General features: G+C 51.8%; 14 protein-coding genes, 2 tRNA genes and 1 other annotated feature. Of the genes, 12 read left to right on the top strand and 4 right to left on the bottom strand.

The window, feature by feature from the left end; genetic code table 11:
• Positions 1-147: 147 nt before the first annotated feature.
• From J2Z18_RS18500 to J2Z18_RS18490, 3 genes are all read left to right on the top strand, one after another.
• Positions 148-465 (top strand): hypothetical protein, encoded by a 318-nt coding sequence (locus J2Z18_RS18500; protein ID WP_007130761.1) that lies wholly within the window; start codon positions 148-150, stop codon positions 463-465.
• Between the two features lie 57 nt (positions 466-522).
• Complete coding sequence (locus tag J2Z18_RS18495) at positions 523-888, top strand: hypothetical protein (protein WP_007130760.1); 366 nt, start codon at positions 523-525, stop codon at positions 886-888.
• A 358-nt stretch (positions 889-1,246) separates the two neighbouring features.
• Positions 1,247-2,728: a stalk domain-containing protein gene (locus J2Z18_RS18490; RefSeq protein WP_007130759.1), complete on the top strand. Its 1,482-nt coding sequence runs from the start codon at positions 1,247-1,249 to the stop codon at positions 2,726-2,728.
• Positions 2,729-2,810: 82 nt separating this feature from the next.
• On the opposite strand, the gene J2Z18_RS18485 is transcribed toward J2Z18_RS18490, so the two are convergent.
• The gene (locus J2Z18_RS18485) at positions 2,811-3,107 is read right to left on the bottom strand and encodes a magnetosome magnetite crystal formation protein family (protein ID WP_007130758.1); all 297 of its coding nucleotides are present in this window, start codon (positions 3,105-3,107) and stop codon (positions 2,811-2,813) included.
• A 154-nt stretch (positions 3,108-3,261) separates the two neighbouring features.
• On the opposite strand from J2Z18_RS18485, the gene J2Z18_RS18480 reads away from it, so the two are divergent.
• From J2Z18_RS18480 to J2Z18_RS18470, 3 genes are all read left to right on the top strand, one after another.
• Positions 3,262-3,335 (top strand) — tRNA-Arg (locus tag J2Z18_RS18480).
• Positions 3,336-3,837: 502 nt separating this feature from the next.
• The gene (locus J2Z18_RS18475) at positions 3,838-4,851 is read left to right on the top strand and encodes a S66 family peptidase (RefSeq protein WP_007130757.1); all 1,014 of its coding nucleotides are present in this window, start codon (positions 3,838-3,840) and stop codon (positions 4,849-4,851) included.
• 252 nt (positions 4,852-5,103) lie between these two features.
• On the top strand, positions 5,104-5,547 hold the full coding sequence (locus J2Z18_RS18470) for a hypothetical protein (protein WP_007130756.1): 444 nt from the start codon (positions 5,104-5,106) through the stop codon (positions 5,545-5,547).
• A 141-nt stretch (positions 5,548-5,688) separates the two neighbouring features.
• On the opposite strand, the gene J2Z18_RS18465 is transcribed toward J2Z18_RS18470, so the two are convergent.
• The 3 genes from J2Z18_RS18465 to J2Z18_RS18455 form a co-directional block, all read right to left on the bottom strand.
• A complete protein-coding gene (locus tag J2Z18_RS18465; RefSeq protein ID WP_210095144.1) occupies positions 5,689-7,554 on the bottom strand; it encodes an arginine--tRNA ligase in 1,866 nt (621 codons plus the stop codon).
• A 65-nt stretch (positions 7,555-7,619) separates the two neighbouring features.
• Positions 7,620-7,846: a binding site (T-box leader), on the bottom strand.
• A 55-nt stretch (positions 7,847-7,901) separates the two neighbouring features.
• Positions 7,902-8,330: an EamA family transporter gene (locus J2Z18_RS18460; RefSeq protein WP_007130754.1), complete on the bottom strand. Its 429-nt coding sequence runs from the start codon at positions 8,328-8,330 to the stop codon at positions 7,902-7,904.
• A gap of 450 nt (positions 8,331-8,780) precedes the next feature.
• A tRNA-Arg gene (locus J2Z18_RS18455) sits at positions 8,781-8,854 on the bottom strand.
• 360 nt (positions 8,855-9,214) lie between these two features.
• Between J2Z18_RS18455 and J2Z18_RS18450 the strand changes: the two genes are divergently transcribed.
• The 6 genes from J2Z18_RS18450 to lonB all read left to right on the top strand — a co-directional run bounded on the left by J2Z18_RS18450 (position 9,215) and on the right by lonB (position 17,438).
• Positions 9,215-10,054: a hypothetical protein gene (locus J2Z18_RS18450; RefSeq protein WP_007130753.1), complete on the top strand. Its 840-nt coding sequence runs from the start codon at positions 9,215-9,217 to the stop codon at positions 10,052-10,054.
• Positions 10,055-10,199: 145 nt separating this feature from the next.
• Positions 10,200-11,537, top strand: a complete 1,338-nt coding sequence (gene tig, locus J2Z18_RS18445) for a trigger factor (RefSeq protein WP_007130752.1) — start codon at positions 10,200-10,202, stop codon at positions 11,535-11,537.
• 272 nt (positions 11,538-11,809) lie between these two features.
• Positions 11,810-12,400, top strand: a complete 591-nt coding sequence (clpP, locus tag J2Z18_RS18440; protein ID WP_007130751.1) for an ATP-dependent Clp endopeptidase proteolytic subunit ClpP — start codon at positions 11,810-11,812, stop codon at positions 12,398-12,400.
• A 14-nt stretch (positions 12,401-12,414) separates the two neighbouring features.
• Entirely contained in the window at positions 12,415-13,683 is a 1,269-nt protein-coding gene (gene clpX, locus J2Z18_RS18435) for an ATP-dependent protease ATP-binding subunit ClpX (RefSeq protein WP_007130750.1), read from the top strand.
• Positions 13,684-13,798: 115 nt separating this feature from the next.
• Entirely contained in the window at positions 13,799-14,908 is a 1,110-nt protein-coding gene (ispG, locus tag J2Z18_RS18430; protein ID WP_007130749.1) for a flavodoxin-dependent (E)-4-hydroxy-3-methylbut-2-enyl-diphosphate synthase, read from the top strand.
• Between the two features lie 820 nt (positions 14,909-15,728).
• Positions 15,729-17,438 carry an ATP-dependent protease LonB gene (lonB, locus tag J2Z18_RS18425; RefSeq protein WP_245256078.1) on the top strand — a complete coding sequence of 570 codons (1,710 nt, stop codon included), beginning with the start codon at positions 15,729-15,731 and terminating at the stop codon, positions 17,436-17,438.
• The last annotated feature ends 13 nt before the right edge of the window (positions 17,439-17,451 follow it).

Here is a 17,451-nt window from a genome sequence, read left to right as displayed (position 1 = left end):
TTGTCTTTGTCGTACGCTGTCCCATCTTTTTACTCCCTTAGTCGCCAAAGTGATACCAGATATATGCCGAAGCAGGGCATAAAATGTCTGTCCTTTTACGAAAACTAAGGAACGACGGCGAATTCAAAGCGAAGGAGAGAAGCGTCCATGGACAAGTCAACCTACTATGTGTCCGTGCAAAGCCGCTCGGTTCTAACCGAACAAGGGGCGAGTCCGTACGAATGGGAGATCGAGGCCACGCCCGAAGAGGCGGATCAGGTCCGGATTGAGCTGGACATGCTGCAGGAGAAAGAAGAGGAGGCGTTTCCGGGATATGTCTTCCCTTGGCCGGATACTCCGGAGCAAAGCACAAATACTTTATTTCAGACCTCGCTGGACAGAGTATACCGGACCATCTACCGTCTGGGCACGCCAGAAACGCGTCAACAGATGGAGGAGCTGCGGCTGCTATCCGAGCTGACTTGAAAAATATGAAGGATGCTGAGCATGGAAGCTGCGCATCCGGGTAAGGAGAATGGAACCATGTATGCAATTAGAGATGCTAAAATACGGCGAATTACGGAAGTGAACGGAGCGCCTTGCGCCGAGGTTGAGGTTTATCCGCAAGAGGAGGGAGAAAGCGCTTTGCTGGCCTATTTGACCCCATCGTCTCCTTTGGGAGGCTATGATCTGGTAAAAATCGTACGCAGCAATGCCAGCTTGGAGGTGGACTGGTATGATAACAGCATGCATGATGCTTTTGTGGATGCGACGGATGTGGCGTTCGAGAACAGCGCGGCGTCTACAGCAGAAGAAGACCGGGATGCCTTCAAGCAGCAGCTGCTCTCCACCGGACAGCTGTACGAACAGCTGAATCAACGGCTGAGCGAAGGTCCGCTTTATTTTTAGGCAAGTCACATAAAACAATAAAGCGCTTGTGTCAAAACCCTGTAAAAAAGCCTGGTCCGTTTGGACCAGGCTTTTTCATGTCACATGGCCCATGTAAAGGGGAAGCTGCCGCCGTAAGCACAACCTTTCTCGGATGCCTTTGCGTTTCATTACGCAGTTCTGCAAGCGAAAGGCCGTCTGAATATAGGATGCTGGTGGAGGAGCCCATCGCTCTGGGGAATAGGGACCAATGACGGCTGTGGATTACGCAAAATTAAGAAATAGGACTTATCCTCTATTTGATAACAGGGGAATCTTGCCTATAATGTTAGATTAGTGTAAGCATGATTCTAGCATATTTGACAAGGGGAGATTGGATTTGCGCAAAACAAACAGAAATTTGACGAAGCTGCTGGGCGCGGGACTGCTCGCTTTTTCGCTCATCTTCGGACCCGTTCAGGGAGCTGTGAAGGCAGAAGGCACTGAAGGAATTAGCATACTTGAATCATCCCATGAGCTTATTAATGGCAAAATGCGCGTTACTGCCGATGTTCGCAATGGCGGTTCCGGCAAAGAGGGCGGCTTTTATGTCGTAGGTTATGACGAGAACGGCAATGCGCTGGAAGTAGCCGGCAACTCGGAATATTTCATGAGCGATGAAATCAATACATATGAAGTGGATCTAGACGGCGGGAGCAGCATCAAGCGGGTAGAAGTGCTTCCAGCCGGTCCGGCAGGCAGTGAAGCCAAGCTGCTGGCATCCGGATCGAGGACGGATAACGGAGTGGTCAAGGTAACCGGCGTCGTTCAGAATGGAACCGAGGGCCGCAATGTGGGCATGTTGGCTGTTGGATACGACGCTTCCGGTAAAGCGGTTGAGGTTACGTCGGCAGACGGCTACTTCACCGGCAGCGAGGTTTCTACCTTCGAAGTCGAGTTGAAAGCAGCCAAATTGATTAAAACGGTTAAAGTTTCCGCGATTGATCCGGTAGAGGACGCTGTGAAGCTGCTTCAAACCGGAAGCCGTCTCGAGAACGGGAAGCTGATCGTAACCGGCTCGATCCAAAACCGTAAAGAAGGCGGACGGGTTGGCGTAATCGTCGTCGGCAGCAATGGCAGCGGCAAGGTGCTGGAAGTGAACACGACCACAGGTTACCTGAGCGGCAGCGAAATCGCGAATTTTGCGGCTGAGCTGGAAGCAGGCAAAGCGGCCAGCAATATCAAGGTGTTCCTGACCGGAAGCAGCCAAACGCCGAAAATTATCGCCGAAGGCCGGATGACCGTTAACAACAAGCTTGTCGTTACAATCGGGATCGAGAACGGGGATACGTCCCAGCGCATTACCGTCAAATCGACGGCGTACGATGCGAAAGGACGCTCCTTGGGATCGGAGTCCAACTCTACGTTCTTGTCGGCTCATGAGACCACAACGCTGCGGATCGACTATGATTCCCGTGTGAAGAGCGTGAAGCTGAAATACTACGATCAATCCGGAAGAGAAATCGGCCAAATGCCGATCCGCATCAAGCTGAACGGACAGCTGCAATCTTATGCACAGGCACCTGTTATGTCCGGCGGCAGCGTGCTGGTGCCGATGCGCGCGATTTTCGAATCGCTTGACGCTTCCGTGAAATGGGATCAGAAGACGCAGACCATAACCTCCGTCAAAGGCTCCTCCCAAATCAAGCTGAAGATGGGATCAAAGCAGGCCGTGGTGAACGGAAAGAACGTTACGCTTGATTCCGCACCGCGCATGGTAAAGGGCACTACGATGGTACCGCTTCGATTTGTCGCTACGGCTCTCGGCGCTGACGTCAAGTGGGACAGCAGCGAGAAAATGGTGCACATTACAACGAAATAATAAATAAAATGAACCATGCCGGACGATTGCGGCATGGTTCTTCTTTTAGGTCAGGATTTTGCGAAATCCCCAGATAAAAGCATCAGTAGCTCGGTTCGCGGAGAACCTGAATGCCCAGGACGATATTATACACGAAGCTGCCGAAATAAATGATGCCGAACAGAATCAGGTACCCGATCACGGAACCGAAGGAGCCTGAGGTTACCGCCATATAGATGAGCGGGATGGCTGCAAGAAGCGGGAAGAGATGAGAGAAAAGGGCGCGGCGCGCATGCTTCGCTACATAAGCATCTTGGGATAGAATCCACACCAGGATTGGGAGAATAAAGGGCGCAAAGAAAATGCTGAAGTACGATAATGAGGATAGCAGCTGTCTCACGGGTACCACCTCCTGAAAGGTTGTTTGATATTACAATACCCTGCGAGCGAACGGCTGATTCCCCGAATGATTCCTTTACAAAAAAATTCTTTGAAAAATGACGAAGTTGCGATATAATATATTTCGTTACTGTTTCAAAAAGATGTATACATATGTCCCAGTAGCTCAGCTGGATAGAGCAACGGCCTTCTAAGCCGTCGGTCAGGGGTTCGAATCCCTTCTGGGACGTAAAAAAACACCTCCTTAATGGCGGTGTTTTTGCGTTCCATGAGGATGAGAACCCCAGTTAGGGGGGCGTCGGAGCATCCGCTTCGGGAGGATGACTTCGCAGTCGGCCTGAAAGGCCGCATCCCTTCTGGGACGCTTTCTAAGAAATCGCCAAACGGCGATTTTTTGCGTATTCCAGAAGGTGAGAACCCCAGTTAGGGGGGCGTCGGAGCATCCGCTTCGGGAGGCTGACTTCGCAGTCGGCCTGAAAGGCCGCATCCCTTCTGGGACGTAAAGATAACACCGCCTTAATGGCGGTGTTTTTGCGTTCCATGAGGATGAGAACCCCAGTTAGGGGGGCGTCGGAGCATCCGCTTCGGGAGGTTGACTTCGCAGTCGGCCTGAAAGGCCGCATCCCTTCTGGGACGCTCTAGATGTTAAGATTAGTATAGGCATCTGAAGTCTGAACAACCGTGAAGGCTTGCAGGCATGAAGCGATACGTATGAGAGGGGAAGATAACCAATGATCCATTATCCGTTTTTGCAGGAAGGGGCGACCATCGGCATACCCGCTCCGTCATCTGGCGTAGAGGCCGAATTGCATGGTTTATTGAGGCAAGCGATCAACCGGATGGAGTCGAGGGGATTCCGTACGATCGTCGGAGATACTGTCTGGACACAGGAAAAGGCTAAGTCGGCTCCTGCGCGTATTCGGGCCCAAGAGCTGAATGCGATGCTTCAGAATGAAGCGATCGATCTCATCGTTCCTCCATGGGGCGGGGAGCTATTGATCGAAATCCTGGAGCATATCGAATTTGATCAAGTGAGCCCCAAGTGGATTCTTGGCTACTCGGACACGAGTGTGCTCCTATTGGCACTCACGTTGGTAAGAGGCATCGCCACTGCGCATGGCACGAATCTCATTGACCTGCGCGGGGAGCAAACCGACCCGACGACTTCACGATGGCAAACCGTGCTGTCAACGTCCAGGGGCGGATCCGTCGCCCAGCAATCTTCCGAAAGCTATCAGAAGGAATGGCAGCATGACAACCCGACTCCATGGATCTACCATTTAACGGAGCCGACGGAGTGGAAATCCGTCACAGGCGCTCCTGCCCAAATGAAGGGACGACTGCTTGGGGGCTGCATCGATGTGATCCGCCATCTGATCGGCACTCCCTACGGCGACGTGACGAGCTTCCAGCAGCAGTACATCGGAAATGAACCCATCCTCTGGTACTTCGAGAACTGCGAGCTATCCACGACCGATTTACGCAGATCGCTTGTTCAGATGAAGCTTGCCGGCTGGTTCGCGAACTGTTCCGGCATTCTGTTCGGCAGAAGCGCTGCCAATCATGCCATCGAGAATTACGAGGCGGAGGACGTATACCAAGACCTTACCCGGGAGCTTGGCGTTCCCATCGTTTATGATATGGACTGCGGACATGTTCCGCCGCAGATGACATTGATCAATGGGGCATATGCCGAGGTGGATGTAAAGGACGGCAAAGGGATGGTCGTGCAGACGTTTCGATGAGGATGCAGACGATCATAACCGCTTTGTTTAGACGGTACTGGGGGATCGGGGAAATGGCTTAACCTTTTCGCGGTAGGTATCAGTTCATTTTTGCAGAAAGCTGGGGTATTATGAGATTAAGTCCTTTAGCAAGTACATAAGCGATGGAACGTTTAGTTTATATCTTGCGAAGCTTCCCCGTCTCACATCATTGCGAGTCTTATAATAGTAGAAAATGATTTTTTTTCATCCTTGAGGAGGCCTTAATTTACTATGCAGCTTACGAAAATATCGCAAAACACCGCCATTCTATTGGAGCATGCCAAAAATTCAGGAATGTCATCCGCCGATCTCTTGGATGCCGTTCGTTCACGGGAGGTTGAACGGTTCGGGACGGCCCAAACCGGCCATTTCCATTACGATGAATTGTTCTCCTACGCCGAGGAGCATGGGGAGAATCTGGAGAAGGCTGTACAGGAAGGCTACAGAATTACATTTAATACGCGGAACGGCTTGAAAATATGGCTGGAGGAAGCGTTTGGCATCAGCTCCGAATCCGACTTTCGCGTAGGCGAAGGGATCATAGATCAGCTGCAGCTGACGGAGGATCAGCTGGGCCGTTTGAAGGATACGCTCGCTGTTAATTGGACCATTCAAGAAGAACCTCTGACAGGCGGGAAGATTCAGGTTAAGCTTACGGTTAGAGGGCTGCAATAGAAGGGGAAATAGCCGTCATCCATCGGGATGGCGGCTATTTTTTGAGGACTGATTCATGGTCCTTTAGAACCTAAAAGCCTAAGCGTTTACCAGGCAAGTTTCTAGGAAGAAGGAGAGCGGGCGGATGCTCTGCATGCGATTTTACATCCGGCTTGGCGTAGGCAGCCCGAGGACGTCCAGCGCATCGCCCAGCGTCTCTTTAAACACCGAGGTCAGCCATACACGGAATTGGAGGACCTCCTCCTCCGCCTTCAGGATCGGGCATGCCGAATAAAAATTGTTAAACCATGAGCACAGCTCGTAAGTGAAGTTGCAAATGGCGCTTGGAGACAGCTCGCGTCCGGCCGTGACGAGGGTGTCCTGCCAAGTGCTGATATGTCTCAGCAAGGCGTGCTCGGCTTTTTCCATGGCAGGAAAATGTACAGGTCTTACTGGCTCCACACCGGATGCCTTCGCTTTATTCAGTACACTCAGCGCTCGTGCATAAGAATAGAGCAGGTATACTCCCGTATTGCCGGATATTTCGGTAGCCTGCTTGAGATCAAATACGACCTCGGTCTGTAGTGCAAAGCGAAGCAGGTAGTAACGGATGGAGGCGATCGCGATTTCGCGGCTGGACAGTCCGTTTTTATCCGAGCGGGTCTCCTCAATGACCTTCTCCACCTGATCGATAAGCTCCGTAATTTTAATACCGATCCCTTGACGCCCGGACATCGCGTAGGAGGCCTTGCCGTCACTCGTATCAATCCCTAGGTCAGCAGCAGCCGACGGACTGAGGGAAACGACCCCGTAACTCACATGACGGAGCTTCTCCGCTTCCTTGACGAACCCCAGGCTTTCGAGCGCCTGCTTGACCATCGCCTGCGGATATTGCTGCCTGTAATCAATAACATTGATTACCATAGAGGCTTTGCCGAACGGCTGCTGCTCGCCGTCAGCGCTTGTTGTCCACACATGCTCCGTAAATTTTTTGTAGGCAAAATCCTTGGCCAAAACCCCGTATTTCCACAAGTGGTACGCGATGTCCTTGGCCGTGTAGGTCAAAATGCCGTTGGAGCGGACAAGCACCTTATCCATGCTGTGCTCGGCCTCCGGATTTCCCGCAGCGTCTTCGCCGCCGGATTGCTTCAGCACCCAGCATCCAGCCAGCCTGCCCTCGGTTTCCTGCTGGAACAGCGGCGTATTCTTCAGCAGCTCGAATGCATAATCCCAGAAGCCCTCTCTTACGATGCTGCTCTCCCACACCAACAGATCATACTCGATGCCGAACTGCTTCATCTCCTCCAAATGCTCTTTAACGATCCGCTCCGCCACGAGGAGTCCGATCCACGCCAAGTTCTGGTGTCCTTCCTCCAGAGCGTGAAGCACTTCGGTTCGATGCTGCACGAGCGAAGGATCCTGCGTATAAGCCCGATTGGTGGCAGAGTATACATCCCAGCAATAATCCCCGAACCGGGCATGCTCTTGTGTGAGCGGAGTATGAAGAAGACCGACGACCGTATCTGCCAGCTGATTCCCCAGATCGTCGATATAGTTATGGACCTCGACTTCATAACCGAGCCTTCTCATCAATCTGACCAGCGTGTCGCCGATACAAGAATTTCGCAGATGGCCGATGTGTGCCGATTTATTCGGGTTGATGGATGTGTGTTCAATGACGATTTTTTCATCCGGGGCAGCAGGCAGCTCGAAACGCTGTCCCGCCCACGCCTCCCAGCGGATGCGGAGATTCAGAAAGCCCGGTGCCGCGACTTCTACGGAAGCTATAAGCTCGAGGAATGGCTCATGCTGATGAAGCTCCTGCTGAATCAGCCCGGCGATTTCAATGGGTGCCTTGCGCAAAACTTTGGCAAGCTGCATGGCGATGTTGGTCGCATAATCTCCATGCTCCATGCTCGCAGGCTGCTCGATACGGACCTGTACTGAATCCGGCAGCTTCGTGCCGAAGCTTTGGCACACCTTGTTTACGGCTTGTTCCAGGCTTTCAATGATAACGTGACTTAACATAATGGTGAAATCCCCCTTTTAACAGTGACAACCATGTCTGAAAAAATAAAAAAAGTCCGCGTCTCCTAAGAGACGAGGACTTATGCTCGCGGTACCACTCTTGTTGTCAACCCCCGAAATTGGAAGGCTGACCCCTTTGCTACGATAACGGTGTAAGCCGGGTCACCCTACTGAAAGTTTCGGATAACCGTCTCCTGGGCCCGTTTCACTGGCGGCTTCGTACCGGTTCCCACCTGTCCCGGCTCGCTTGGACTGAAGCGCGTGCAGCTACTCTCCCAATCACAGAACTTCAAAATGATCGAGTTTTCCATATTATAACCAATCTGCTTCGAAAAGCAATACGATTTTTATTTCACCGCAACCAGCAGCGCGCCGACAGCAATCAGAGCAACGCCGGCTGCGTTGATCCAGGAGATTTTCTCACCCAGAAAAACAAAAGCAAGAATGACCGCCATCACGACGCTCAATTTATCGATCGGCCCTACCTGCGATACTTTGCCGTACTTCAGTGCCAGGAAGTAGAACAGCCAGGATAAGGCGCCGGCAATCCCGCTGAGCACGATGAAGCTGAGCGCTTTTTTCTGCGTTAGAATGTCGCCGAGCTGCGAGAATTTCCCCTGAACCGCTATGACCCCGAGCAAGAACAAAGCCATGATGACTGATCGTATAGCGGTTGCGGAATTCGCGTCGATGTTCTGCAGGCCGATCTTGCCGAAGATGGCCACGAGCGCAGCGGCTACGGCAGACAGCAGCGCGTATATAAGCCACAAAGGCATACGCATCCTCCTCTTTTATGTATGTAGCTTGGCATCACTTTCGAATCCGACAGGGATTCTTTTTTATAGTATAGGGTAATCGGAAAAAGGCCATTATTTTTTAATTTGGGTATCCCATGGAACGCAAAAAGGATCCCAAGGAACGCAAAAACACCGCCCTTAAGGCGGTGTTATCTTTACGTCCCAGAAGGGATGCGGCCCTTCAGGCGACTGCGAAGTAATCCTACCGAAGCGGATGCTTCGACGCCCCCCTAATGGGGGTTCTCATCCTCAAGGAACGCAATAACACCGCCCTTAAAGGCGGTGTTATTTTTACGTCCCAGAAGGGATTCGGCCCTTCAGGCCGATTGCGAAGTAACCCTTTCGAAGCGGATGCTCCGACGCCCCCCTAATGGGGGTTCTCATCCTCAAGGAACGCAAAAACACCGCCCTAAGGCGGTGTAATCTTTACGTCCCAGAAGGGATTCGAACCCCTGACCGACGGCTTAGAAGGCCGTTGCTCTATCCAGCTGAGCTACTGGGACACATTTTTTTCAAGCAAAAAATATATTATCATATGCTCTGGAATATTTCAACTATATATTTTTGAAAATAGAAGATTTTTGATGCGATTAGATTATGACTAGGCAATCCGGGGTTATATTGATAAAATACGGTTGCTCTTTACTTGATCGGTGATCCCAATCCCTCTAAGTAAGAGAAGGAACCCATGGAACCCGCGCTTTTTTAATCTTGGCGGTACATATGCTATAATCAACGAATATTAAAAACAGGACTAGAAAGGAGGTGTCCTTATCAAGGACTCTTACTCCCCCGAACAAGAGGATAAGAACATCATCCTGTTTCCGAAGACGCTGGATTATTATCAGATTCAGCTAACGGTTATGCTCGAGAATGAACGGTACGGCGAAGCGATGGAGGTGCTGCGGTTTCTGCTGCAATGCAGCGGACAGAATGAGCGGAACTATGAGGAATGGCGTGCCCTTCTGGAATGGCTGGAGGCAGCCTTCCCCGAAGCAGCCGTGCCCCGTGAGAATGATGCCGATACCGAGGAGATCGACGATCCGGACGAAGCGGAAATGACCCGCCAGATGGTTAACGATAAGGTAGCCCAGGATGCAGGATATGCGGATAAACTTCTTGCTTCGGTCATGAACGGACCTTTGACCGAGCAGACGATCCTTGCGCTTGAACAGCTGGCCTATCTGGACCGTCCGGAAATCGATGCGGCTCTAGCGGATTGGCTTAGCGAGACCCCGCTTCATCCTCTGCTCCAATTCCGCGTGCTGCAGACGTTGCGCAGACGTGGCATGGAAGGGAGCGTAACGCTTAAGAGAGGACAGGAGGCCGTCGAAATCGAGATTGACTCGGTACCGCTCGATCCATCGGAATTCCCGCCTGCAATAACGAGAATATTGGAACGCGTTGCCGATCAGACAGAGGTTCACGAGCCGACGCTGTTTTATTTCGCCCAGGAATTATGGTCGCAGTTCATTATGGCCATTTACGGAACCTTGGATTACGAGTCCATGCTCGACGAGGATGAGTCTACGCTCGATATTTGGGCGGCAGCATTGCACGACATCGTGTCGGAGAGTTTAAAAGGGTTCCGGAATGAGGACGAAATCCGGCCGTTGTACGGAATTACGGACACCATGCGTTTTCGCTATGAGGGAGCATACCGTTCGTTAAAGCAATTCGTAGCTGCCGGGGCGGAGGAATAGGCAGAGATGGAAAACGTTTACGGTATCGCTCCATAAGGGTACGCCCTTGAAAAAGCATGTAATGTTGTTTATACTATAGTGGTTATTCGGTACGTGATAGATTATTGCGCCGACCACGTGAACTATTTTGGAGGGGAAAGCATAAATGAAAGCAACTTGGGAAAAAATAGAGAAGAACCTTGGCGTTCTTGACGTTGAGGTTGATGCGGATCGCGTTGCGGCCGCCCTCGACAAAGCTTTTAATAAAGTAGCGAAACAAGTAAATGTACCTGGATTCCGTAAAGGTAAAGTACCGCGCCCGATCTTTGAAGCTCGTTACGGCGTAGAGAGCTTGTATCAGGATGCAATCGACATTCTGCTTCCTGAAGTATACAGCGAAGCTGTTGAGCAAGCGGATATTTTCCCGGTAGATCGTCCAGAAGTAGAAATCGAGCAGTTCGCTAAAGGCGAAACCTTCAAATTCAAAGCGAAAGTAACCGTGAAGCCAGAAGTTAAGCTTGGCGATTACAAAGGACTTGAAGTTGCTGCTGTAACAGCTGAGGTTTCGGATGAGGAGCTGAACCAAGAGCTTGAGCGCCTGCAACAGCGTCATGCTGAGCTGGCTGTCATCGATGAAGGTTCGGCTGAATCCGGCGACATCGTCGTGATCGATTTCGACGGTTCCGTGGACGGCGTTCCTTTCGAAGGCGGACAAGCCGAGCGTTATTCCCTGGAGCTTGGAAGCAACACCTTCATCCCAGGCTTTGAAGATCAAGTGATCGGCATGGCTACGGGTGACTTCAAAGACGTGGAAGTGACATTCCCTGAAACCTACCACGCGGAAGAGCTGGCCGGCAAACAAGCGGTCTTCAAAGTGAAAGTGCATGAAATCAAGCGCAAGCAGCTTCCTGAGCTGGACGACGAGTTCGCTAAAGACGTAAGCGAGTTCGATACGCTTGATGAGTACAAGGAAGATCTGAAGAAGCAGCTTCTGGCCCGCAAAGAGCAGGAAGCTCAAGGCGTCCGCGAGAATGAAGTTGTTGAAAAAGCGGCAGCTAACGCCGAAATCGATATTCCGGAAGCGATGATTCAATCCGAAGTTCAGAACATGATGCGCGATTTCGACAACCGTCTTCGCCAGCAAGGCATGAACCTCGAGATGTTCCTCAGCTTCTCCGGCCAAACCAATGCGGATTTGGAAGGTCAGATGAAGGACGATGCCGAGAAGCGCGTTCGCAACAACCTTGTGCTTGAAGCGATTGCGAAAGAAGAGAAGCTTGAAGTTTCCGAAGAGGAAATCAACAAGGAACTGGACAATATGGCTGAAACGTACAAGCGTTCCGCCGAAGAAATCCGCAGCATCCTGGCTGCCAACGGTTCCCTTGACAGCCTTAGCGAAGAGCTGCTTCTCCGCAAGACGATTGATTTCTTGCTGGAAAACAGCGTAGAAGGCGCTCCAGTTGAGAAGAAGGAAGAAGCTGCAGAAACTGCGACTGAAGAATAATAACAACAGGCGGCTGCCGAAGCTGCCGTTACATGAGATAGGGCACGTACTTTATGCGTGCCTTATTTTTACCTAAGAATAGCCAATTTTCAACTAAATGTGACATGAATTGGTTATTTTTTCGACATACATAATGAGACAAGTTGGCTGGATATATTCCTAGCGAAGTTCATAGAATGTAATCAGGGTTAAAAAATGACATTGCGCTTTGAACATGTTAGAATAACTTTTGTAACGCATAAGTAAATTTTCAAGGAAATGAGGTTGGTCGCATGAGTCTTGTACCTATGGTGGTGGAGCAAACCAGTCGAGGCGAAAGATCCTACGATATCTACTCAAGATTACTGAAGGATCGCATTATATTCCTCAGCAATGCGATCGATGACGATGTAGCCAATCTCGTCATTGCCCAGCTGCTCTTCTTGGCTGCGGAAGATCCGGAGAAAGACATCTCTCTGTACATCAATTCTCCTGGCGGTTCGGTGACGGCCGGGATGGGTATATATGATACGATGCAGTTGATTAAGCCTGATGTGTCCACTATTTGCGTCGGCATGGCCGCCAGCATGGGCTCGCTGCTGCTCACCGCCGGAGCGCCCGGCAAACGGTATGCGCTTGAGAACAGCGAAGTCATGATCCATCAGCCGCTTGGCGGAATTCAAGGTCAGGCATCCGATATCCAAATCCATGCAGATTGGATCATCAAGACCAGACAGAAACTTAACCAAATCTATGTGGAGCGCACGGGTCAGCCCCTTGAAAAAATCGAACGCGATACAGACCGTGACTTTTTTATGAGCGCGGAGGAAGCGAAGGCGTACGGTATTATTGACGAAGTTCTGTCTTCACCGACCAAATCATAAGGGGTGGTTATTGCATGTTTAAATTTAACGACGACAAAGGGCAGCTGAAATGCTCCTTCTGCGGCAAATCGCAGGAGCAGGTTCGCAAGCTGGTTGCGGGGCCCGGTGTTTATATATGTGACGAGTGCATTGACTTGTGCTCGGAAATCGTAGAGGAAGAACTCGGCCATGAGGAAGAAGTGGATTTGAAGGATATTCCGAAGCCGCGTGAAATTCGGGATATTCTTGATCAATACGTCATCGGACAGGACCAAGCGAAGAAGTCCTTATCAGTTGCCGTATATAACCACTACAAACGGATCAATACGCAAAACAAGATTGATGACGTTGAATTGCAGAAGAGTAACATTTTGCTGCTGGGACCTACAGGTTCAGGTAAAACATTGCTTGCGCAAACGATGGCTAAAATCTTGAACGTTCCGTTTGCCATTGCCGATGCCACCTCGTTGACGGAGGCCGGTTACGTGGGCGAGGATGTCGAGAACATCCTGCTCAAGCTGATCCAAGCCGCCGACTATGACGTGGAGAAAGCGGAACGCGGCATTATCTATATTGATGAAATTGATAAAGTGGCCCGCAAATCCGAGAATCCGTCCATCACTCGTGACGTTTCCGGCGAAGGGGTTCAGCAGGCGCTTCTGAAAATTCTGGAGGGAACGGTCGCTTCCGTTCCGCCGCAAGGTGGGCGCAAGCACCCGCACCAGGAGTTTATTCAGATCGATACAACCAACATTCTGTTCATTTGCGGCGGCGCATTTGACGGGTTGGAGCAGTACATCAAACGCCGGATCGGCAAGAAGGTCATCGGCTTCAACGCTTCCGCTGAAGGCCAGAAAGATCTGAAGCCAGGCGAATATTTGACGATGGTGCTGCCTGAGGACCTGCTCAAGTTCGGTCTCATTCCGGAATTTGTCGGCCGTCTGCCGGTTGTTTCCACATTGGAACCACTGGATGAGGCGACGCTGGTACGGATTCTGTCCGAGCCGAAGAATGCCCTCACCAAACAGTACCAGAAGCTGCTTGAGCTTGATAATGTCAATCTCAAGTTCGAACGCGGCGCTCTCGAAGCCATTGCCCAGGAGGCAATCAAGCGCAATACGGGCGCGCGCGGACTGCGCTCCATAATTGAAGGCATCATGCTGGATGTAATGTATGAAGTGCCGTCCAGAGACGATATCAAGGATTGCGTCATCACCGAACAGGTCGTTCGTGACAGAGTGATCCCTGAGCTGATGCAAGGCAAGGGAACGGAAGATGACAAGAAACAGGAAGAAAGCGCCTGAGGCGTTCTAACGCTGCGGACGTGATATAAATTTACGCTGATCCTCTCCACTTCCAGTTATGGCCATGAGCCTAGGCTGGAGTGGAGCTTTGGCGTTATACGGGAGAGATCGTACCATGTTTTTGAGACAAGACACACGGCCCGTTAAGGTGGGGAACCTCACCATAGGGGGAAATAACCAAGTCATTATTCAAAGCATGTGCACCACCAAAACAGCGGATGTCGAGGCGACCGTCGCGGAAATTTTGCGTCTGGAGGAAGCCGGATGCCAAATCGTCCGGGTAACGGTCAACAATGAGGAAGCCGCCGCTGCCATTAAGGAAATCAAGAAACGCATTCATATCCCGCTTGTTGCGGATATTCATTTCAACTATAAGCTTGCCCTTCTCGCCATTGAGAACGGCATCGATAAAGTCCGGATTAATCCCGGCAATATCGGAAAACGCGAGAAGGTCGAAGCGGTCGTAAAAGCGTGCAAGGAGAAAGGCATTCCGATCCGGATCGGCGTAAACGCCGGCTCGCTGGAGAATCATCTTCTTGAAAAATACGGCTATCCGACGCCGGAAGCGATGGTGGAGAGCGCGCTGTACCATATCGGTATTCTGGAGGAGCTCGATTTTCATGACATCATCGTATCCTTGAAGGCATCGGATGTTCCGATGGCTATTGCGGCGTATACGAAGGCTGCCGAGGTGATCCCTTACCCGCTTCACCTGGGCATTACGGAAGCCGGTACGCTGTTCTCCGGAACGGTGAAAAGCGCGGCCGGACTTGGTGCGCTCCTGTCGATGGGCATCGGCAACACGATGCGGATTTCGCTCAGCGCCGATCCGGTAGAGGAGATTAAAGTCGGACGCGAGCTTCTCAAAACGTTCGGATTGATCTCCGATATGGCAACGCTCGTATCCTGCCCGACTTGCGGACGTCTCGATATCGATTTATTCTCCATTGCCAATGAGGTCGAGGAGTATATCTCGAAGCTGAGAGTGCCGATCAAGGTATCCGTTCTTGGCTGTGCCGTGAACGGACCGGGTGAAGCGAGAGAGGCCGACATTGGAATTGCCGGTGCTCGCGGAGAGGGACTGCTGTTCCGTTACGGCGAAATGATTCGCAAGGTTCCGGAAGCCACGATGGTGGAGGAGCTGAAGAAAGAGATCGATAACATTGTGAAGGTGTACGAGGAGACGGGCGAAATCCCTGGCCGCAAGCATAAGTCCACGGTCTGAGCTTGATAGTATGCAATGTCAGTCACACATGGCCTTGGCATCGGTGGTTGCGATGTAACTAGAAGCCACATACCGTACGCTAAGCATTGTGTCGTGATTCCAAACACCATGCAGCAGCTCCATACATCTTTGCTTGGTAATTCAATAGCGTTTGCCTTAAGCGGTAGCCTCTGATTCAGGAGGCTGCCGCTTTTTGTTATTCTTCATCGGGATCGTCCTCGGATTCAGCCGAATTGCGTTGCGTGGACTCAAGTTAGGGGAACGACACTTCTGGTGAGCCACGAGTCAATGCAAGTACTGGGAGAACGTGAGAGCCGTCGCAAAGTGACACGATTGCAGAAAAGGAGCAAGCAGGTCCCGAAAAGGGACTTGAAGAGGGTAGGTGGGCTCGGAAGGAGCAAGCAAGTCCCCGAAAGGAACTTGTAAAGCGAAAATGGGCTCCAAAGGGGCAAGTAAGTCCCCAAAAGGGACTTGCCCGCCAGGAAAGCTTCAACGGAGCAGGCGGAATTGTTCAGAAGAAGCGAAGCGTTCTCCTTTGTCCGCGGATTTCATCAATAGGAACATAGAATTCAAAGAAATCCGAGGACAACAGAGATCGTAAGAACAATCCGCATGCGGAGTGCTGATAAAGCTCACAAAGGTTCAACTGGCTGTGAAGATGTTCTTTTAAGGGACTTGTTGTGAAAAAGCCCCTTTACAAATTGTTCCCGCATTGGCGTTTTACCTGCAAACGAATCGGCAATACTACCAAGTATTAACGTTGGATCTTGACATAATGGAGAAACAGGAGGAATGACTTGTGAATCTGAGTATCGTGATTATGCTGGTGCAGCTGTTTTTTGCAGTCATCATCGGCATTTATTTTTGGAACTTATTGCGTGGGCAGAAGACCAGCAAGACCGCAGTGGACCGGGAGTCGCGCAAGGAGCTCGATAAGCTGCGCAAGCTCCGGTCGGTATCGTTGACGAAGCCGCTCGCGGAGAAGACGAGACCTCAGACCATGGACGACATCGTCGGACAAAAGGACGGACTGCGGGCCTTGAAGGCCGCCCTGTGCAGCGCCAATCCGCAGCACGTCATTATCTATGGCCCGCCGGGGGTGGGCAAGACGGCGGCAGCGCGCGTGGTGATGGAGGAAGCGAAGAAGAATCCGCAATCGCCGTTTAAATACGATGCAAAGTTTACGGAGATCGATGCGACCACCGCCCGTTTTGACGAGCGTGGTATTGCCGATCCGCTCATCGGGTCGGTGCACGATCCGATCTATCAGGGGGCCGGTGCGATGGGCGTAGCCGGCATTCCGCAGCCGAAGCCGGGCGCAGTGACGAAAGCGCACGGCGGCATTCTGTTCATTGACGAAATCGGCGAATTGCACCCGATTCAGATGAATAAGCTGCTAAAAGTACTGGAGGACCGCAAGGTCCTGCTTGAAAGTGCATATTATAATTCAGAGGATGCCAATACGCCAGCCTATATTCACGATATTTTTCAAAACGGACTTCCAGCCGATTTCCGCTTGGTTGGCGCGACCACGCGCTCCCCGGAAGAAGTTGCGCCCGCTCTTCGTTCACGCTGCATGGAGATCTTCTTCCGTCCGCTGCTCCCCGAGGAGATCGGTAAAATCGCGGAGGATGCCATTCAGAAGATAGGCCTTGGCGCAGCGCCGGAAGCGGTGGACGTCGTGAAGCAGTACTGCTCCAATGGACGCGAGGCCGTCAATATGATTCAACTCGCCGCAGGGCTTGCATTAACGGAAAAAAGAGACTCCATCCGCGCCTCGGATGTAGAGTGGGTAGCGAGCAGCAGTCAGCTGCAGCCCCGCCCGGACCGCAAGGTGCCGGAGAAGCCGCAGATCGGCGTTGTCAACGGGCTGGCCGTATACGGTCCGAATATGGGGGCGCTGCTCGAGATTGAAGTGTCAGCGGTGCCGGTCGAGAAGGGACAGGGCACCTACAATATTACCGGTGTCGTGGATGAAGAAGAGCTTGGCGGGGGATCGCGCAAGCTGCGGCGCAAGAGCATGGCCAAGGGATCGATTGAGAACGTCCTGACCGTGCTGGAAGCGATGGGCTTCTCGCCGAAGGATTATAATCTCCATATCAATTTCCCGGGGGGAACCCCGATTGACGGCCCGTCCGCCGGTATTGCGATGGCAACGGCGATCGTATCGGCGATTAAGGGAATTGAGGTCGATAATAAAATTGCGATGACCGGTGAGATGAGCATTCACGGCAAAGTGAAGCCGATCGGCGGGGTGATTGCCAAAGTGGAGGCAGCGTTCCAGGCCGGAGCAACCAGTGTCATCATCCCGAAGGATAACTGGCAATCGTTATTCCAGGATCTGAGCGGCGGCTTGCGGGTCATTCCGGTCGAAACGGTCGACGAGGTATTCCGCCAAGTATTCGGCGGCTCGCTGGCGGCGGACATCGTGGAGCTTCCGAACACCGACATCTATCCGGCCTCCTCGGCATCGCTTCTGCAGGCCACGCCACCGCGCAATGGCAAAATGACCGATGCCGGCGGCGTTTAAGTTTCCCGTTGTT

The sequence above is a fragment of the Paenibacillus lactis genome (genome assembly GCF_017873605.1).
GTDB lineage: Bacteria > Bacillota > Bacilli > Paenibacillales > Paenibacillaceae > Paenibacillus_AQ > Paenibacillus_AQ lactis.
The sequence above is the reverse complement of the archived record's forward strand: the minus strand, read 5'-3'. Positions and strand labels throughout refer to the sequence as shown.

Bases quoted from the DNA above. Each gene is read 5' to 3' on its own strand.
- J2Z18_RS18500 (WP_007130761.1), top strand. From the start codon at position 148: ATGGACAAGTCAACCTACTATGTGTCCGTGCAAAGCCGCTCGGTTCTA.
- J2Z18_RS18495 (WP_007130760.1), top strand. From the start codon at position 523: ATGTATGCAATTAGAGATGCTAAAATACGGCGAATTACGGAAGTGAAC.
- J2Z18_RS18475 (WP_007130757.1), top strand. From the start codon at position 3,838: ATGATCCATTATCCGTTTTTGCAGGAAGGGGCGACCATCGGCATACCC.
- J2Z18_RS18470 (WP_007130756.1), top strand. From the start codon at position 5,104: ATGCAGCTTACGAAAATATCGCAAAACACCGCCATTCTATTGGAGCAT.
- J2Z18_RS18465 (WP_210095144.1), bottom strand. From the start codon at position 7,554: ATGTTAAGTCACGTTATCATTGAAAGCCTGGAACAAGCCGTAAACAAG.
- J2Z18_RS18460 (WP_007130754.1), bottom strand. From the start codon at position 8,330: ATGCCTTTGTGGCTTATATACGCGCTGCTGTCTGCCGTAGCCGCTGCG.
- J2Z18_RS18450 (WP_007130753.1), top strand. From the start codon at position 9,215: ATGCTCGAGAATGAACGGTACGGCGAAGCGATGGAGGTGCTGCGGTTT.
- tig (WP_007130752.1), top strand. From the start codon at position 10,200: ATGAAAGCAACTTGGGAAAAAATAGAGAAGAACCTTGGCGTTCTTGAC.
- clpP (WP_007130751.1), top strand. From the start codon at position 11,810: ATGAGTCTTGTACCTATGGTGGTGGAGCAAACCAGTCGAGGCGAAAGA.
- clpX (WP_007130750.1), top strand. From the start codon at position 12,415: ATGTTTAAATTTAACGACGACAAAGGGCAGCTGAAATGCTCCTTCTGC.
- ispG (WP_007130749.1), top strand. From the start codon at position 13,799: ATGTTTTTGAGACAAGACACACGGCCCGTTAAGGTGGGGAACCTCACC.
- lonB (WP_245256078.1), top strand. From the start codon at position 15,729: ATGCTGGTGCAGCTGTTTTTTGCAGTCATCATCGGCATTTATTTTTGG.